13 protein-coding genes are annotated in these 18,201 nt (G+C 55.8%); 5 read left to right on the forward strand and 8 right to left on the reverse strand.

From position 1 onward, the window contains the following. The first annotated feature begins 1 nt into the window (after position 1). On the forward strand, positions 2 to 1,663 hold the full coding sequence (locus tag ACUIAG_RS03315) for a DNA-processing protein DprA (protein WP_445340166.1): 1,662 nt from the start codon (positions 2 to 4) through the stop codon (positions 1,661 to 1,663). Here the strand turns inward: ACUIAG_RS03315 and ACUIAG_RS03320 are convergent. Next, positions 1,579 to 1,923, reverse strand: coding sequence for an MGMT family protein (locus tag ACUIAG_RS03320; protein WP_082067705.1), 345 nt, complete (start codon positions 1,921 to 1,923; stop codon positions 1,579 to 1,581). The two genes, ACUIAG_RS03315 and ACUIAG_RS03320, sit on opposite strands and share 85 nt — an antisense overlap. A gap of 78 nt (positions 1,924 to 2,001) precedes the next feature. Here ACUIAG_RS03320 and ACUIAG_RS03325 point away from each other — a divergent pair, with 78 nt between their 5' ends. The 3 genes from ACUIAG_RS03325 to ACUIAG_RS03335 all read left to right on the forward strand — a co-directional run bounded on the left by ACUIAG_RS03325 (position 2,002) and on the right by ACUIAG_RS03335 (position 5,945). Next, on the forward strand, positions 2,002 to 3,903 hold the full coding sequence (locus tag ACUIAG_RS03325) for an FAD-dependent oxidoreductase (RefSeq protein ID WP_445340167.1): 1,902 nt from the start codon (positions 2,002 to 2,004) through the stop codon (positions 3,901 to 3,903). Positions 3,904 to 4,045: 142 nt separating this feature from the next. Next, positions 4,046 to 5,194 carry a succinate dehydrogenase/fumarate reductase iron-sulfur subunit gene (locus ACUIAG_RS03330; protein WP_445340168.1) on the forward strand — a complete coding sequence of 383 codons (1,149 nt, stop codon included), beginning with the start codon at positions 4,046 to 4,048 and terminating at the stop codon, positions 5,192 to 5,194. Between the two features lie 73 nt (positions 5,195 to 5,267). Beyond that, entirely contained in the window at positions 5,268 to 5,945 is a 678-nt protein-coding gene (locus tag ACUIAG_RS03335) for an O-methyltransferase (RefSeq protein WP_445340169.1), read from the forward strand. Between the two features lie 19 nt (positions 5,946 to 5,964). On the opposite strand, the gene ACUIAG_RS03340 is transcribed toward ACUIAG_RS03335, so the two are convergent. The 7 genes from ACUIAG_RS03340 to ACUIAG_RS03370 form a co-directional block, all read right to left on the reverse strand. Then, the gene (locus tag ACUIAG_RS03340) at positions 5,965 to 6,732 is read right to left on the reverse strand and encodes an LOG family protein (RefSeq protein ID WP_445340170.1); all 768 of its coding nucleotides are present in this window, start codon (positions 6,730 to 6,732) and stop codon (positions 5,965 to 5,967) included. A gap of 323 nt (positions 6,733 to 7,055) precedes the next feature. Then, positions 7,056 to 7,292: a hypothetical protein gene (locus ACUIAG_RS03345; RefSeq protein ID WP_445340171.1), complete on the reverse strand. Its 237-nt coding sequence runs from the start codon at positions 7,290 to 7,292 to the stop codon at positions 7,056 to 7,058. Positions 7,293 to 8,213: 921 nt separating this feature from the next. Further along, a complete protein-coding gene (locus tag ACUIAG_RS03350) occupies positions 8,214 to 9,101 on the reverse strand; it encodes a hypothetical protein (RefSeq protein WP_445340172.1) in 888 nt (295 codons plus the stop codon). Positions 9,102 to 10,503: 1,402 nt separating this feature from the next. Further along, positions 10,504 to 10,878 (reverse strand): nucleotide disphospho-sugar-binding domain-containing protein, encoded by a 375-nt coding sequence (locus ACUIAG_RS03355; RefSeq protein WP_445340173.1) that lies wholly within the window; start codon positions 10,876 to 10,878, stop codon positions 10,504 to 10,506. Between the two features lie 6 nt (positions 10,879 to 10,884). Then, a complete protein-coding gene (locus ACUIAG_RS03360) occupies positions 10,885 to 11,580 on the reverse strand; it encodes a hypothetical protein (protein ID WP_445340174.1) in 696 nt (231 codons plus the stop codon). A 906-nt stretch (positions 11,581 to 12,486) separates the two neighbouring features. After that, complete coding sequence (locus ACUIAG_RS03365; protein ID WP_445340175.1) at positions 12,487 to 14,244, reverse strand: ABC transporter ATP-binding protein; 1,758 nt, start codon at positions 14,242 to 14,244, stop codon at positions 12,487 to 12,489. Next, positions 14,245 to 16,263: an ABC transporter ATP-binding protein gene (locus tag ACUIAG_RS03370; protein WP_445340176.1), complete on the reverse strand. Its 2,019-nt coding sequence runs from the start codon at positions 16,261 to 16,263 to the stop codon at positions 14,245 to 14,247. It lies immediately after the preceding gene. 176 nt (positions 16,264 to 16,439) lie between these two features. Here ACUIAG_RS03370 and ACUIAG_RS03375 point away from each other — a divergent pair, with 176 nt between their 5' ends. After that, on the forward strand, positions 16,440 to 17,414 hold the full coding sequence (locus ACUIAG_RS03375) for a helix-turn-helix domain-containing protein (protein WP_445340177.1): 975 nt from the start codon (positions 16,440 to 16,442) through the stop codon (positions 17,412 to 17,414). Positions 17,415 to 18,201 lie beyond the last annotated feature (787 nt).

Genomic DNA, 18,201 nt, shown 5'->3' on the forward strand with positions numbered 1-18,201 from the left:
GATGTCCAAACCCTTGATAAAGACCATGCCTGCCGGCCGACCGCGACCGATGACCATGGTCGAGAGCGACTGGCTTGCCAGAGCTGTGCTGACCTTGGCGGCAGATGGCCCCGATGCCTTCATGATCGCCTGCCTGCTGGGCTCGGACCAGGCAGCCGACCTGTGCCGAAACCTGATCGAGCTGGGAGCGCCGAACCAGTCGGATGGCAAGGACGCTCACGAAGCAGCACGCTCCAAACTGGACGAACGCTTTCTTAAGGGGACGGCTCGGTGGGGACGGCAAACGAGCCCTGAGGATCTCACCCGGTTCCACAAGATCAGCAGCTCCTGGCGAAGACGTCTGACGCCCCTGCTAGCCATGGACACCGACCAGGTGCGGACCATGATGACTGGTGGAGGCCAATTCTGGGTGATGACCCCAGGCGACCCCTGCTGGCCAGGTCAGGTGGACGACCTGGCGCGCCGCTCCGACTGGGCCCCTCCCCTCTGCCTGTGGGGACGAGGCAATCCTGAAGCATTGATCTGCTGTGACCACCCCTTGGCCGTTGTTGGATCCAGAGCCTGTGACGAGTATGGCCGGTCCATCGCCCATCAAATAGCCAGACAGGCTGCCGGCCAAGGCCACCTGGTCGTCTCCGGCGGGGCCATGGGCACGGATGCCGCCGCCCACTGGGGAGCCCTGGCCGCTGGCGGCGGACGCACGGTCGCCGTTTTTGCTGGAGGCCTGCTGCATATGGGGCCCAAACGCAACAGTCGTCTGTTCGAGAACATCGAGGCAGATGGCGGCGCGCTGATCAGCGAGCTGCCGCCTGGCACCATCCCTGAGGCGCGTCGGTTCCTGCTGCGCAACCGGATCATCGCCGCTCTGGCCTCCGACATCGTGGTGGCACAGGCCCGTCACCGATCCGGCGCCCTCAACACCGCCAACTGGGGTGTTGAATTGGGCCGTCGCGTGCTGGCTGCCCCCGGCAGAATCGACCAGCCGGAAAACACCGGCTGCAACCGGCTCATCCATGAGGGCAAGGCGGAGTTGCTCCTGTCGGCATCCGACATCCGCGACATCTGCCATCCCGCCCATGGACCTATCCACCCTGACGAGCCTGTTCGACAAGGAACCGACGGTTCAGTCAAAACCGCCGAAGATCATGAGCATCAAGGAAGTAGGCAGCCCACGCAGCGCGTACCGCCGCTTGACTGTGATCATCCTATCCAAACCACTCACGGCAATCAGCCGCTCCCGATCACGCTCAAACAATCCGGTACTAATAAAGGCAGGCTTTCGATCCACTCTCAGCACAAAGAGCATCCTTCAACCCCGCCATCAAATCCAGGCATGGCCCATGAACACGAAAAAGCCGACGACGATCGTCTAGCCAAGGAGGAGGCAACCGTGCTGGCGGCTATCCGTACCTGCCAGCGCCGGGGCGGTCCGCCCATGATGGGACAGCTTCGCACTGAGCTGGCCAATCAGGAACATGAACTCTCAGTCAGGCATCTGATGCAGCTGCTGGGTTCCCTGGAGATTCGTGGTTCGATCAACCTGCAGAATGGATGCGTGGTAGCTGAAGACCAGAAGAATCAGGCCTTCCAGCGACAGCGATCCAAATCCACCACCCAGCCGTCCGCACCAGCCGATTCATCGCTGCGGGGAGGAACAAAATGAACGCCTTCATCCTCCAGCAGCTGACGCTGGCGTTCAGGCCCGCCAAAAGCGAATCCCGGGGCCAGAGAACCATCGCGGAAGACCACGCGATGACAGGGAATCACCCCAGGTTCAGGATTGTCATGAAGCGCATAACCCACGAACCTGGCGTTGCGCGGATGGCCAGTCAGAGAGGCGACCTGACCGTAGGTGGCCACCTTGCCGCGAGGGATCCGCCTGACGACCTGATACACCTGCTGGGAGAAGGAAAGTTCGGTCATAAGATCCATTCTGCCCTCGTAAGCAGACATGGACTGGAAGGGCCACCACAATCAACGGGTCGTGACAGTATCAATGGTATGAATCCGCAGAAGGTCAGAAACCGCTATGATGCCGTCATCGTCGGAGCCGGAGCGGCCGGGTTGTCGACGGCTCTGGGACTCTACAGAGCTCTGGAGAGCGACGGAAACAGGAACGGCTCGTCGCCAAAGGTCCTGGTCGTCTCCAAGCTGCAGCCCCTGCGATCCCACACCGGCTCAGCAGAGGGCGGCATTGCGGCCAGTCTGGGCAACCAGGAAAAGGACGACTGGCATTGGCACTACTACGACACCATCAAGGGCAGCGACTGGCTGGCTGACCAGGATGCCGTGCGGATTCTGGCCGAGCAGGCCCCGAGCATCGTCATCCAGCTGGAGCATGACGGAGTGGCCTTCTCAAGGACTGAAGACGGGCACATCGCCCAGCGGAAGTTCGGCGGCCATACCGCTGATTATGGCGGCCATCCAGTCAGGAGAGCCGCCTATGCAGCCGATCGCATCGGCCACCAGATCCTTCACGCCCTTTGGCAGCAGTGCCTGCACCTGGGAGTCGAGTTCGCCGAGGAATGGTATGTGACTGATCTGGTCGTTGACCCGCCCACTGATGAGAAATCCGGCGGCCATGCCCGAGGACTGATCGTCCTGGACACCCACGCCGGCAAACTGCAGGCCATCCAAGCCGACAATATCGTCCTGTGCACGGGCGGAGCCGGCCGACTCTTCCATACGACCTCCAACTCCTGGGACCTGACCGGTGACGGCATGGCACTCGCCCTGCAGGCCGGCCTGCAGCTGGAGGATATAGAGTTCATCCAATTCCATCCCACCGGCCTGGGCCACACCGGCATCCTTCTTTCAGAAGCCTCCCGCGCAGAAGGCGGCGTGCTCAAGAACAGTCAGGGCAGGGCTTTCATGCAGGACTATGCGCCGGGACACGGCGACCTAGCCGCCAGGGATGTGGTCAGCCGTTCCATCATGGCCGAAATTGATGCAGGTCGCGGGGTGGCCGATCCATCGGACCCGGACGGGCCTCATGATTGCGTCTGGCTGGACATGACCGGCATTGACGGCCAGCGCATGACTGCCCTGCTCCCCCAGGTCACTGAGACCATCCATCGCTACGCCCACCTGGATCCCACTGTGGACATGGTTCCGGTCAAACCCACCGCCCACTACACCATGGGAGGCATTCCCATTACCGATCGTGGCCGCGTCTATCGCTGGCAGGATGGACGCCGTCGAGTCGTCGACGGACTGTTCGCCGCCGGGGAATGCTCCTGTGTCAGCGTTCATGGGGCCAACCGACTGGGCGGCAACTCCTTGCTGGATGCCTGTCTCTTTGGCACCAGGACCGGGCAGACCATCGCCGCCGCCATGTCCAATGCCGACAAGCCAAACGACATGACCGACACGTCTCCGCTGGCACAAGCTCTGCAAAGGCGTCAGGCCTTCATGGACGAGTTGCTGGCTGGCGCAAGCAACGCCGAGCCCTCGGAACCAGCATTGGCCGACAACCAAGGCGAAGAACCCGATACCAGTGACCGGTCCAACCTGAACAACCCTTACGCACTGATGGGCCGACTGGGACGGCTGATGGAGGAGGCCGTTGCCGTCCGATGCGATCAGAGCAGCATCGAAAGGGGTTTGCGCGGCCTGGATCACCTGGATGCCGATGCCAGACAGCTGCGTGCGCACAGTGAGACAGCAGTGCTCAACCAGGAGGTGACCGCCATCATGGAGGTGGGAAACCTGCTGACCTTGGCCCGGGCCGTCCTGAACGCCAGCCTGCAGCGTCGGGAGTCCCGCGGCGCCCTGTACCGGAGCGATTATCCGCAGCGCGATGACGAACACTATCTGGCTCACACCATGATCGATGCCAAGGAAAACGTCTCCTGGCAGCCCGTTCATATCGTCGACATGCCTCCCAAGGGCCGCAACTACTGATGGGCTCTGATGATGGACTCTGAGCCCAATCTGTTCAGACAGGCAACCGCTCGACACTTATCCAGGTCAGGCAGGGATTAGGATGGAGTCCGCGCATATCAGTGGGCATCAGGCCGTTTCCCGAACAAGGACAGGAGCAACCGTGACATCACAGTCCACGGAATCAGACGGATCCAAGGCATCCGCATCGGACCGCGATCCCCGCCCGGTGACCTTCCGAATAGCCCGGTTTACCCCACGACCTCAATCAGAGCGTCCTGCACGAACCAACCCATTCGCCAAAAGCAATCCTTTCGCCACAACAGGCAGTCGACGAGCCCGCGGCCGTCGTTGGACGCAGGAGTACACGATTCGTATCGCCCCACAGCGCACCGTTCTGGATGCCCTTCTGCAGATCAAGCGAGAGGTGGATCCCACACTGAACTTCCGGTACTCCTGTGGCCACGGCATGTGTGGGTCGGATGCCGTGCTCATCAACGGCCGCCCGGATCTGCTCTGCACAGCTACCATCGCCGACTGCCTGTCTGCATCCAAGACCATGCCGAACGCCTACGCCTCACCCGGTGTAGTTAATGGAACTCCGCAGGTCCAACAGTCTCCAGCCTTCCGTCGCACCGGCACAGCGACACCCAAAACGGCCATACCCCCGTCGGCATCGCATCCGGATTCGGTCTCAGACTCAACGGCCTCAGACTTCTCGGCTACGGATCCTGTGGGCACAGCAGGCCCTGCAGAACTTTCAGAAGCTACAGGCCTTATAGATGCCACGCACCTTACAAAAACTTCAAACATTGCAGAATCTTCAGCAGTGGAGATCCGCCCGCTTCCCGGCTTCACCCCGCTCAGAGACCTGATAGTGGACACCGATGCCATGTTTGAGCAGATTCGACGCTTCAAGCCTTATCTGGTCCATGATGATTCCTCTGTTGATAGCAGCGAAGCAGCCCAGGCAAAGGCGACCGATACAAAACCATCGTCGGAATACCGGCAAACCCCGGAAGAGCTGGCCCGGTATGAACTGCTCAGCACCTGCATCGCCTGCGGACTCTGCCAGGGGGCCTGCCCCATTTATGCGGGCGGTGAAGCCTTCGCCGGCCCGGCAGCCATGATCGCAGCGGCCCGATTCATCAACGATTCACGCGACAGCCATCGGCAGGAACGACTTGAGGCCATTGACCAGGTGGACGGAATCCAGGCATGCCAATCCATACGGGCCTGCACCCGACCCTGCCCCCGAGGGATCGACGTGGGTGAAGAGATGTGGAAGCTGGTCGAAGCCGTCAAGGAGTAGTCAGACTCCTGCGCACACAGGGCAACAAGAGCCGGCGACAGGCTTGTGCCCTCTAGTCGTTACCATGGTTAGCATGGACAAAACCTCGTACAACAACATCGCCAGAGGATGGGAATTCGCCGAGGCAAGCGCTCTGAACGTCGAATCCGACAAGTTGCAGACCTTGCGAGACAAGGCTTCGGAGGCCGGATTCGCCCAATGTTCCCGGTCGCAAGGCGCCTTCCTGCAGTTCCTGGCCGGCCGGAACGCCCCGGCTTCCATCATCCTGGTAGGCAACGGCTCTGTGGTCGAAGCCCTGCGCCTGATGACGGGCCTGCATGGTCATGGTCAGTTCACCGCCGTCGACTCCACAGCCCAAGGCACCTCTTTGGTCAAGAAAATTTTCGCGGGCATGGAGAAAGTCCATCCAGGCATGAGGCTGCGGGCGGTCAACGCAGCTGCCCGAACCTACTTCCCCAGGCTCAACCCCAGCGACTACGACCTTATCGTTGTCTCAGGCAATGGGGAAAACTACCAACAGGTTATGGACCAGGCCCCGCGCCTGCTCAAGGACCGGGGGCAGCTGATCTTCACCGATGCTTTTGATCTGCTGGAGGAACCGGACCAGGGCGGCGTGCTCAACCCGGCCAATAGATCCGCCAAAACGACCACCTTGCGCACCATCATGAAGGCCATGAGCAAAGACAATGCCTGGGAATCCTGCCTGCTGCCCATCGGCACGGGCATGATCATGGCTACCCGCGCCCGCTGACTGCTATCCGCCTGCTTATTCAGGCACGGTGACGCAGAATGGCCTGCACAGCCTCATCGGGATCATCAGTGCGGATGACCAGATCGGGGTCCAGATCAGAGATCATGCCCCGCTGCCTCACCGTGTCCGAAATCCAGTCGAAGAGCCCCTGCCAGTAGGCCCTGTCGAAGAGGACGATGGGCATGCTGGGTGCCTTATGGGTTTGGACCAGGGTCAGCACCTCGAACATCTCATCCAGGGTGCCGAACCCACCGGGGCAGACGATGATGCCCGAGGAGTATTTCATGAACATCATCTTGCGTACGAAGAAGTAGCGGAAGGTGATGCCCAGATTCACCCAGCGGTTCAGTCCCTGCTCCATGGGCAATTCGATACCCAGACCGACGGACTTGCCACCGACCTCAGCGGCGCCCTTGTTGGCCGCCTCCATGATGCCAGGACCTCCCCCGGTAATGACTGCCATACCGGCCTTGGCCAAGTCGCCGCCCATCTTGCGCGCAGCGGCATAGTTAGGATCCTCCCTGCCGGTCCGAGCCGAACCAAAGATGGCGGCTGCCGGCCCCAGCTCTGCCAACGCACCGAACCCGTCGACGAACTCAGCCTGGATGCGCAGCACCCGCCAAGGATCCATGTGCAGCCAGTCCGTGTCACCGCCAGACGAGAGCAAACCAGCATTGGCGTCCGCCTCGGGAATCATGGGCCCGCGCATGATGACCGGACCGCTGTGGTAGGTCCTGCCCAGGTCCGGGCCTTCGTCGTCATTGTGATTGTCAACCATATCCGCCATACACGCATTCCTTCATCGGGCCCCAATCCAAGGACCCGCTCGATCCTGTCCCGGCTCTCATGATAGCGGCCCTCGCCGCCCGGCTGACGGCAAGATCAGATTCATATCAGGAGAAATAACCGCAGGAGCTGAGGGTAGCGTGGACGAGCTAAATCAAATCAACAGAGTATGGTGTTGCAGTCCCAGACATGGACAAACAACTAAGAGAAAAACCGAGTTTGGCCCGCCAACCGTCCTATGGCTGGTGGCACGAATTACTTACAACTTGCTTGAATATTTCAACTTTCAAACATGTTTAATCAATGACACTTCGGGTTCCAAACTCACTCCACATCCCATTTGAAACCGCGAACCGCCAAAAACACAAGCACTGCAGTAACAGCAAGCACGATGGAAGTTGAAAGCATGGCGCCCGTTTGCTGCAGAGGATTTTTCGATGCCCAGAAAATGAGATCTCCAAAGAGAGTCGACGGAATCCATCTGATAACATTCGTCAACCAATCCGGAAGGATGGCGAAGGGTATGGCCAGGCCGCTCAAAAACAACGCCAACAGCTGCACGAGAGCTCCCAAGTTGGTTGCCAACTGCGGTGACGAAAGCCAGCCATGTTAAATCATCTATGATAAGAGCATAAAAAAGCCTAATTGAAGAAAACAGAATCGCAGTGAATGCGATTCTGCGAATCGTATTTGAATATTAAAAGAAATCTGTCACGGATTTCTTTCAATTACAGTTATTCAATCGAATATTTTAGAAAATGTCTGGTTTGATCAGCGGATACTTTCTTCACAGAGTCATCAAAATGTTCGATAGCAATAACTCAATTTGGCAGGTTTACGGACATACCCGGCGCAGCTCAGCAGATCATTTGCAATAAAATGATCTCATGGTTTTAAGTAGGTTCAAGGATTTGTTCATACTAACTTATTTGTAAAATTTTGTAGCTATGATTATTAAAAACATCAATATGCAAAGCAATTAAGACTCATATTGTACCGCAATTGTTGAGTCGCAAATGCAATTAAACCGGTATGATTATTTGTTAGAGTATTGAAATTTGCTCATACGTCATTGTCTTGATGAAGAGCACTCGATGGCTGTATGTATTACCTAATTTGCAACCTTTCCCATGTACAGCTGACTTTATAGTTCACGAACTCAAAAACCACACCAAGTTAAGTTGATTAAATTTTATATTTAATGCCGCGTTATATCAACATCAAGTGTGCAGCCCGACCAGCCTAGTCACATAGACAGCACTCAACCCTTCGCACCGCACTCGATTTCCCGCTTCTATAAGTTCACACACGAGCTAAGAACTAAGCGAGCTATATTGCCACACAGGCCAAACCAAATACTCTTCAATTCACTGCCACAGCATGTTTTGAGTCCTAGCTAAAGCAATAGCACCCGTATCTGTTCTGTGCCTAATACGGGTGCAAATCCAATGGCATAGTTGTCATCAGTGTTACTAAGATATGTCAGCTAGCCCGCCGAAAAACAAACTTGGTCTTCTCAGCTGTATCGACTTTCCATTCCAGTCCGAGAGCGGAACGCGCTTTTCCTATAGAATCGTACATGGCTGTAAGAGCTTCGGGGCACCATCGCCTCATAGATGCCTTGCCTTTGACGTACCCCTGATTACCTCCGGAATGATGAGGGATCAGGATGATTCGCCAGGTCTCATCGCCTACGAGCTCTCTCGCGTGCCGTAAGACCCGATCGTAATCATGTCCTACAACCAACCAAATTGGTCTGCCAGCGCCCAAACTCTTGGCTTCTTTAGCCAGAATCTGAACCATGCCTTCTTCAAGCTTGTCACGCTCCGCCTGCGATATAGAACTGAGATTTGCATTCAGTTTTGGCCCACTTGAGCTCGGCATGCCTTTCCAAAAGTCAGTAACCCAGGCCCCTTCGATTGGAGTATTCCAAACAGCCTGAGCCAGACGGTAAACACCGTTGGGATGATGTCCCGCAGCACCATTCTCATCAACCTTCCATTGAGCATCAAAACCGTGGAAAGCCCAATCATGAAAATTATGCCACGTATAGGGTTCGCCTCCATAAGGCTTAGCACCATCACCCTCTCCTGCCCAGTTAAGTTCAACGATAATAAACTCGTTCGTAAGGCGTTCCTTAACGGCCCTATACTGCGCTTCTAAGGAATCGGGCGGGTCGACCCCGAGCTGGTTACCCAGATACGTGGCCCAGGAACCACTGGCCGACAGTGGATAATCGATCAGGTTATCAGCCAAGGTTCTGCGTGTCTCCTTCGACACTACGATCGAACCCCAAGACCGCAAATCATCTTCCGAGAGAATCGGTACATCGTTCATCTTCTTGAATGCCTCGAAACTCACTTTCGCCATACTGTGCTCCTTTTGCCAACCTAGTTTCATTATTCATCATAAGACCACGTGATTACGTGGGAATACTTCACCGTCCAATAAATGGGACAACATACTCCCTAGACGACACTTTTATCAACTAAAGTACGCCGGCGCCAACATTTTACGAAACACAAACCAATAGAAATAGAAAAAGGCAGCAGCGTATTGATGCGCTGTATCCAAGAAACAAAAAGTTTCCAAGTATCTCGGCCTTAGAACAATTACCTTAAGTGCGTTAAAAAGGATTCGAACCTGCAGCTTGTTGCTACACAAGGCTGCCATTTGTGTACATGCTAATTACACTTAACTTTTGCTAATGACCACTGAAATGACACCGCGACTAGAATTTTCTCAGTACTAGCTGATACGGGCTTAAGCAAGTAGATCAGCATATCAGTATGCCTAAAATATACCCGATTGGACCTCATTTTTTCTTGATGTGCCGCCTAAGACAGATTATTGCTCGTGCAACTAAGCTAATATCAAGATCTCGGATGAGTTGGGTGACAGAAATAATAGGTAAACAAAAATCAGGTATCTGCATGGTTTGAGCCACCCAGCACGGAAGAATCAAAACAGTAAGATTGCTGTGGCTCCGGTTGCGATCCGACAGGATAAATTCGATTTGTTGCACGCATATAGATCCGAGGCACACCTACATCAAGAGGACATAGGAAACCGCTCACCAGGATCTGCTCGAAGCACCCTGTCAGGCAAATGCATCAGGGAAGTCACCTTCAATAGTTCCATCATCATGGCCAGCTGCCGCAGAAACCCTATTCCCACCACCGACAACCTGCTCGAATCTTGGAACAAGCAGTTGTGCCGCTATGCACTGAAGCCGCAACGGTCTGAGCCTGGGAAAGTGAGATCAGACTGATCTGCTGATTGTGTAGCCCACGCATCGGGACTCCCCAGAGCGCCACATAGCTCGCAAACCATACTTGGTGTTCAAGAACTCGAATCATTAGACGACCTCGTCTGGCGACACGGCCAGCACGATTTGCCCTCAACTACCGTCATGACTAAGCACCGCGGAACAGGCATCGGCTAGAACAAACTGCAAGCACAAATAAGATTTCACAATAGCACAGACCGACCTAGGCGCAGTTTGACGCATATTCCGACAAGTACATGACCGAGCCATGCATAAAATTCAAAACAACGTATTCTGTTCCTATTAACTATTTAGTTCCTATAGCCTATAGGCCTTAGTTTGCTGTATGACTTTAAAACCAGAGGTCTTCAATTATGTGTGAGGAGCTCCTGTTGCTTTTCAGGTAGCTTAGAATGTTGAGGGGCATTGCTGAAAGTACTACGACTCCCCAGCTGCCACTAGTGATGAAGTTCTTCTTATCATGATTGCGATATACGAACTTGGTCAGGATTGGTTGAGGATGTGGTCCAGATCCTTGACTATTCGCTGGTTGCCTCCGGACTTTCGCATGTCCTCACTGATTCTGTTGACATTGTCGGCGATTTGTTTGTTTGCCTGGATCATCAAGGCTGCACGCCCCAGCGTCTGCCCGTTGATCTTTTTGCGGCTCACCACCGTTCCCAGCCCGAGCTCTGCGATTCTCGCCCCTACCGTCGGTTGATCATCGGCCATGGGGATCACCACTATAGGCACCTTATAATAGAGGACTTCGTTGACGCTGTTCATGCCGCCATGCGTGATGAAAAGGTCAGCCTTCTCAAGGACGGCCAATTGGTCTACAGACTGGTGGATGAAAATGTTATGAGGAACCCGGCCCAATTTTGTCTAGTCGAAATTACGGCCCACCGAGAGCACTACTGTGACATCTCTATCTCCGAACGCTGCCACCACCGCCTGGTAAAAGGGCATAAAGGCATTGAAGATTGTGCCCAAGGATGCGTAGATGACAGGCCGTAACCCGCCTTTGTTGAGCTCATCGTCCAGGCAGGCATCCTTGGTTTGTGCTGCTCTGCCGTTCACAGAGATGCCGATAAACTTGAATTGCTCGTCCGAAAACGCTTCATTGTCCAGCTGGAAAGACCGGCACGTGTAGACGTATGTAAGTGTCGGATTGTTATCGACCATCTCGGTGATGAAATCGTCGGATTCGATACGCCCATGCCGCCGCATCAAAAGCGACATCAGTTTCACAACGGCGGGAAACTTCAGCAGACTGGTCACGTGCAGCCCGCCCGTATCAGACAGCTTGGCAAGAATCGATCGATTGTAAGTAAATGTGGATGACAAGCGGATAGATGGCACGCCGATCTGATCAGCAAGGCACTTGCCCGACAGCAGCAGGCCTTCATACATGAGAGCATCGTACTGCTTCTCTGCTGCCAAACGCCGGGCCGTCTCTATCGCGTAAACCCCGCCACGAAGACTCTGCACCTTGTTCGGCTGCTCAGGATAATCATCATAGGGAACAAACAAGGCACCTGAATCTTCTAAACTGATCTCGCCATCGTGGATCGCAGACATAGGTGACCGAATAACCGGCCTTCACCAAAGCACGCACGGTTCCCAAGGTCGGATTGATATGACCCTGATACGGCATATTCAGCATGAGAAGGCTACCTCTCGTAGGAGATGAAGCCATATCATGCTTTCCTGGAATAATATCCTCTTTTGTTCCCATTATCGCCCCTTCCCTTTATCAGAGTTTTGCTTGAACCTATCAGGTTTCCCCATGCGCAGTATGTCCAGCCACATACTGGGCACACTCAATCCCACCCGACAGCGATCTGTACTCATACTCACCTGATGCTGGCATTCGGCATTGTTCCACCGGGTGCTCATATAACAAGCCAAACGGCGAATGTCAGGCTTGCTACACCCAATATGCACAGCGCGAACCAGCGCTTGTCCTTCTTGCTCAATACGAATCCCCGAACAATCAGTGCCAAGCCGAGCAAAGCTGCGAATACCATAATCCAGAAACCCATGTTCTAGGCCTTTCGTTGAAATTTGATGATTCGATCATGTTGGTCATCCAGTGAGGCGTCGTGCGTAACGGTGACGATGGTGGACCCCGAATCGTAGTCCAGGCCAAAGAGCAGAGTGATGATCCTCGACCTGTTCGCTGAATCTAGTGCGGCAGTGGGCTCATCAGCAAGAACAGCCTCGGAATTCAGAATGACGACCCATGCGAAGACTGCTCTTGCTTTTCCCTATCGGAATATTCAAGCGGTTTTTGCCAAGCATAGACCCAATGCCCAGAGAGTCCACCACTTGGCCGAATCTTCCCGAATGCCCCTTGCCTGGCGTCCTTGCCTAGAGCAGGTACAGCTTGAAGTTGTTCGCGATGCTCAAGGAGCTGATGAGCCTTGATTCCTGCAGAACGAACCTGATTTCCTGGCTCCTCCATGCAGCCGATTCAAGCTCTTTCTACAAGGACCAGTCTGCGCTCTCGCCCTGCAAGCGAACCATCCGTGCGAACTCACCATCTGCGGCCATAAGCTTCTGCGGAGAATCCTGCACGACCACACGCCCATGGTCAAGAACCACAATCTTGTCTGCCTGTTCGACAGTGCGCATCCGGTGGGCGATGACCATGACGGTCTTCCCCACCAGTAATTGCGACAGGGCCTCCTGCACCTGCGTCTCGTTCTCCACATCCAGGGAGGCGGTGGCCTCGTCAAGCAAGACAATCGGGGCATCCTTGAGAATGGCTCTGGCAATGGAAATCCGCTGCCGTTCACCTCCGGAAAGTCTGGAGCCGTTTTCACCAATCATCGTCTGGTACCCCTGTGGCAGGCGCGATACAAACTGGTCACAGTTGGCGGCCCTGGCCGCAGCCAACACCTCCTCGTCACTGGCACCGCACCGCCCCATCCGAATATTGCCCATGACCGTGTCGTCAAAGAGCATCACGTCCTGGAAAACAACGGCATAGTCCCGCAGGAGAACCTCCGGATCCACTTGGCTCACATCCACCCCTCCCACGGTGATGGAACCTGAAGCGGCATCCCAGAAGCGAGCCGCCAATCGAGCGCAGGTCGATTTCCCGGACCCCGAGGGGCCCACCAGGGCCGTAATCTCCCCCTCCTTGGCAGTGAAACCAACATCTTCAAGAACCGGCTCACCTGCCGCCTTACCAGCAAGGCCGGGATAGGAGAAGGCAACGTGGTCGAAGACGATATCGTGACCATCGGGATGAAATTCCGTACTCCCCTCGGCTACAGGTTCCTCGTTGATGGAGCGAATCCGCCGGGCCGAGCCCTGGGATTGGAAGAGCTCCGAAACCAGCATCAGCGCCTGATCAAAGGGCGAGTAAATCCGTGAGACCATCAGGAGGAATAGGAACATGACCATGAAGTCGATCCTGCCCTGGATGATCAATCCGGCAGCCACCAGGAAGGTCGTTGCCACACCCAACCTCAAAACCACCATGGCGGAGTTCAATATAAGGCCATTGGTCATCTCGGTTCGGACCGTAGTGGCTTCGGTGTCATCGATGGTCGAGGAAAGCCTTTCCAGATACCTCCCTTCCTGGTTGGTGGCGTGAATCTCCCGAACGCAGTCAAGCGCCTCCTGAATGCCGTCACTGACCCGAATCTGGGCCTGCCTCGTACGCCGTGACGAAGCTTCAACGAATCGTCGAGTGGCAAAGATGATAGTGAAAGCCACCGGCACGCTCCAGAATGCAGCCAAATCAAGTGCCCAATTGATGGGCAGAAGCGACAGGAATATCAGGACGGATGAAACGACTGCGCCATAGAGCTGGCTCAGCGCATGGGCGTAGGCATGTTCCATGGTGGCCACGTCACCCAGAATTGTATCGGTCAGATCAGCCAGGTCACGCCGCCCGAAAAATGAGAGAGACAGTTTGCGCAGTCTCTCGGCCAGGTCGATCCGCTGGGTTCCGGTCTGGCTGAAGACCGCACCGTAGGAATAACTGTACTGGAACCAGGAGGTGCCGAAGAGAATAAGCGCAAAGACCAGGAGACCGGCCAGATAGGGCAGGACTTTCGGCAGAGGCGCCCCTGCCGTCAGGTGCTCAACAAATGCGTTCATGACCAGCAGAAGGGAGCCCGTTCCCGCCATGATAATCAGATTGGTCAGTGTGGTCCACAGCGTTCCCAAAACCACGATCTTCATGCCTCGGTCGGACAGGGCATACTTCTTCTTGAATGAGGCCAACACTTATGCCTCACCTCCTTCCCTCTGGATGTCGGAATCACCGGTAGACGAGTCCGTAGCGAATGGCCCGACACCGGGAACGACGTGCTTCTCACCCGCAATGGGGCCTGCGGGATTTTGACCCGCTCCGGCGGCAGCCTTCGGAGAATTGTCGACCTTCCAGGAGACCGCCCGCTCATAATCAGACCAGATACGGGCATAGGTACCCTGTACGTCAAGAAGCTGGCGGTGAGTGCCCTGCTCAACCAGGCGGCCCCCATCCAGCACCAGGATTCGATCGACATGAGCCACAGTCGATAGACGGTGGGCGATCATGAGAACGGTTCGCCGTCGGCCCCCTTCGGCCCGTGTCAATTCGGCTAGCGCCTTCTGTATCAAGAATTCATTCTCGGGATCGGCAAAAGCAGTCGCCTCATCCAGGACCACAATGGGAGACTCCTTGAGGATTGCCCTGGCCAGGGCCACGCGCTGGACCTCTCCCCCGGAAAGGTAGGTTCCACCTGAACCGAGCATGGTATCCAGCCCCTCGGGAAGCTTGTCAACGATGTCCATGCACTGAGCCGCTCTCAATGCCTCCATAACCTGCTCAGGAGCGGCGTCCGGTCTGGCTGCGCGAACGTTCTCCAGGAGGGTGGTCGAAAAGAGCCTGTTGGTCTGGAAGACAAAGGCGACCTGCCCCATCAGATCGTGTGGATCGATGGACCTGACATCAATACCACCCACAGCGACCCTGCCCGAATCCACATCCCAAAAACGTGGCAACAGACTGGCACAGGTCGATTTGCCGCCTCCCGAGGGACCGACCAGAGCGACCATTCCACCCTCCGGCACCTTGAAGTCAATCCGATCCAGTGCCGGGAGATCAGCACCTGGATAGGTATATGACGCCTGTTCCAGGGAAGCATCTGCTGACTTCGGGCGTTCCGGTTCGTCAGCTACCGTCAGAGGATCACTGCTGAGCACGCCGGCAATCCTGTCCAAGGCATCGTCGGCCTTGCTGAAGGACTCACTGGAGAACTGCAGACGAATCATGGCCGTGGGGACCATGCCCGAGAAGACGGCGTAGAAGGCGAAATCGGCCACAAAAGAGGTGAAGTCACTCTGCCCCGAAGCCAGCAGGATGGCCACAGGAATCAGGAAGATCACGGTCCCGTTCAGGGCCGTCATCTGAATGGTCTGGGGCAGGTGGCAGATTTGCATGGCATAGTTCCTGGCTATTCGGCTGTAATGCTCGATGGCCTCATGGAACGCCTTGAAGGAGTACACCGTCTGTTGGAAGACCTTGACGACCGGAATACCACGGACATATTCTGTCCCGGTCTTCGACATCCGCACCAAGGCATCCTGGTATTCCTTCATAAAGGACTGCCCCTGATCGTTCATCATCACGCGGATACAGACCAGGGCTATCAGAATGGGGAAAAGGCAGGCCAGGCCCATACGCCAGTCGAAGACCAGCATCAGTATCGGCATGCCTAGAATCATGGCGAAGGATCCAGCCGCGTCGGGGAGGATATGGGCGAGCAGATTCTCGGTATCGCCCGCCGAGCCATCAATGGTGCGACGCAGCTCGCCGGAGGCATGGAGGTCGAAATACCCCAAGGGAAGGCTCAGCAGGTGGCCTATGGCCGCTTTGCGCATGTTGGATGCGCTCCGGAAAGCCGCCAGATGTGTCATCAGCAGCCCTGCACAGTACAGAACGACGGAAGCCGCCGCAAACCCGAATCCCAGCCATCCATAAATGGCGATTTCCGTAGCCTGAGACCACCCCGGAGCAACGGCGAGTAGGTCTTTTACCGCCAGCCATATGCAGATATAGGGTCCAAGGCCAGCAATCGTGGAGAGGGCGGACAGACCACAGCCGAGATAGGAGAACACCTTACGAGGGCCGGCGAAATCAAGCAGCCGCCTGAGGGAACTACGCCCATGCGACCTCTCACGATTAGGCGCACCTCCCCCGCCCTGTGCTTTACCTTCTGCAGGATCCGGTTTGCTTCTCGAATCCGCCTGATCTGTGGTCATCTCTTTCCTCCAGGTTCATCCAAAACTCTTGTTGTTCGCTGCCATCGAACGTAATCTGAGAAGTCAATGCCCGGAAGACCGTCACAGAGCGCCGAATGAATCCGTAAAAGGTGCGAACGAAAACGAAAGTCTACCGAGATTGCTGTGAAAGCCGGCAGGATGAAAGCAGGTGAGCCATGACAGACCACACGATACGTTCCGAGTCCCGCGAGATACAGACCCTGTATCGCCCCCAAGTGGAGCAACTCGGCATGGAACTCCATCACCGATCGGGAGGATTGGAAGGGCAGGTCGATGGCGATATCTGCCAGGGAAGATTCCAAGCCAATCCGGCAGGTCCTCATTGCCTGGTCATATGGCACGACATCACCTTCCTGCGCGAAATGAACTTTAACGAGTACGCCATGACCGACTATGCCTGCCTGACCCTGGATGAAAGCCCGGCAGCCAACCCCGCTCCTTATGGGTTGCAGCCATGTACAAAGCAGGAGGGCAATATGGTCTCCCTAATCCAGCAGGCGGGATCGGTCACCAACCGCATACCGGCAGGCTCCCGCTCACGGACCCGGAGCATCTGCATCCTGCCCGGCTATTTCATGGAGCTGGAAAACCAATGGCCTAGCCAGGTCGGGGGACTCTTTGACGCCTTCGTCCAACCCTGGCCATCCGACATTGCTCAGGCCGCTTTCACCGCCCTGTCGACGTTCACTCTCGGAAGACCGGGCCAGACGGAGTTCCTCATAAAAGCACACATCGACCTCCTCATGGCCATGCTGGCCCAGGCTTTCTCCGCCCTTGTACAGAGCCACGAACCGTCACACGACCGCGACCTGGTCCAGCAGGTCAAAGCCCACATCCGATCCCACTTGGGCGGCGACCTCTCCATTGATCGGATAGCCCAATCCCTGTATGTGGGACGCACCCGTTTATGCACCGCCTTCAGGCATCAGACCGGCACAAGTCTGGCCAGGTACATCAGAGAGCAAAGAATGGACCGGGCCCGTCATTTTCTCTCGTCCACTAGGGAGGACATTGCCTGGATCGGCAGGCAGGTCGGATATATGCGCCCTAGTTCATTTAGCGCGGCTTTCACCAGAGAAACCGGGGTTACACCGATCGCTTGGCGCGTGCAGTGCAACCGCGTTGATTAGGCTCGCATCAATCGATACTTCCGTAATCGCGAAGGCCAGGCAGCTGGAACAGCGGCCCCGGCTGACCCATGCTGCGTGTAGCGGCAGGACAGAGGATATAAAAGACACACACTGTCACCATCAACCAGTATCTGCAAATCGGCTGATACTTGACATGCTCCGAACCAACCGTCCTGTATCCAAGCAACACCGCCAAAGAAGATACGAGAAGCTAGGAAGCACATGCATCAGAACTACTGTCTCACTCCCCTATCAGCCATTCGCAAGTACTACAAAGCCAAACCCTTTTCACCGTTGATGTTCCATGGTATGTTGAAACACATTCCGAAGGGGCCGACAGCATGCTGCAGCGCCACGCATGATGTGGATGTGCAACGATCCGACAGTCAGACGGAAGCAATGATAAACCAGAACGATACCGGAAATCGCGGCGATTCACGAACCTGCGCAAACAAGAAGTCGATCCTTAGCATGCTCGGGAGAGCAGTCTCATTCCCGATCATGTTCACCGTGACTTTCTCCTTCCTAGCTCCATGCGCGTTCATGCAGAACATCAAGCGCGTGGACTATTGGACCACGGCTTTGCTGCTTACGGCAGTGGCCGTTGCAGGCGACCTCATCGTTAGACAGGGCCCAGCAGGCCGGTCTGGGAACAGCGTCAGGTATAAAGGGCCTGACTCGGACGCCGAAACATGTCCATCACCGCTCGAACTATCCACACCAAAGCCAAGACAAGAACGAAGGAACTGCAATGAAAAAAGGAGCATATGCCGAGAGACAACGCCGA

Source organism: Bifidobacterium sp. ESL0825 (assembly GCF_052606465.1).

Excerpts from the sequence above, each read along its gene's own strand:
- ACUIAG_RS03350 (WP_445340172.1), bottom strand. The coding sequence starts at position 9,101 with ATGGCGAAAGTGAGTTTCGAGGCATTCAAGAAGATGAACGATGTACCG.
- ACUIAG_RS03325 (WP_445340167.1), top strand. The coding sequence starts at position 2,002 with ATGAATCCGCAGAAGGTCAGAAACCGCTATGATGCCGTCATCGTCGGA.
- ACUIAG_RS03360 (WP_445340174.1), bottom strand. The coding sequence starts at position 11,580 with ATGTCTGCGATCCACGATGGCGAGATCAGTTTAGAAGATTCAGGTGCC.
- ACUIAG_RS03315 (WP_445340166.1), top strand. The coding sequence starts at position 2 with ATGTCCAAACCCTTGATAAAGACCATGCCTGCCGGCCGACCGCGACCG.
- ACUIAG_RS03370 (WP_445340176.1), bottom strand. The coding sequence starts at position 16,263 with ATGACCACAGATCAGGCGGATTCGAGAAGCAAACCGGATCCTGCAGAA.
- ACUIAG_RS03375 (WP_445340177.1), top strand. The coding sequence starts at position 16,440 with ATGACAGACCACACGATACGTTCCGAGTCCCGCGAGATACAGACCCTG.
- ACUIAG_RS03340 (WP_445340170.1), bottom strand. The coding sequence starts at position 6,732 with ATGGCGGATATGGTTGACAATCACAATGACGACGAAGGCCCGGACCTG.
- ACUIAG_RS03320 (WP_082067705.1), bottom strand. The coding sequence starts at position 1,923 with ATGACCGAACTTTCCTTCTCCCAGCAGGTGTATCAGGTCGTCAGGCGG.
- ACUIAG_RS03335 (WP_445340169.1), top strand. The coding sequence starts at position 5,268 with ATGGACAAAACCTCGTACAACAACATCGCCAGAGGATGGGAATTCGCC.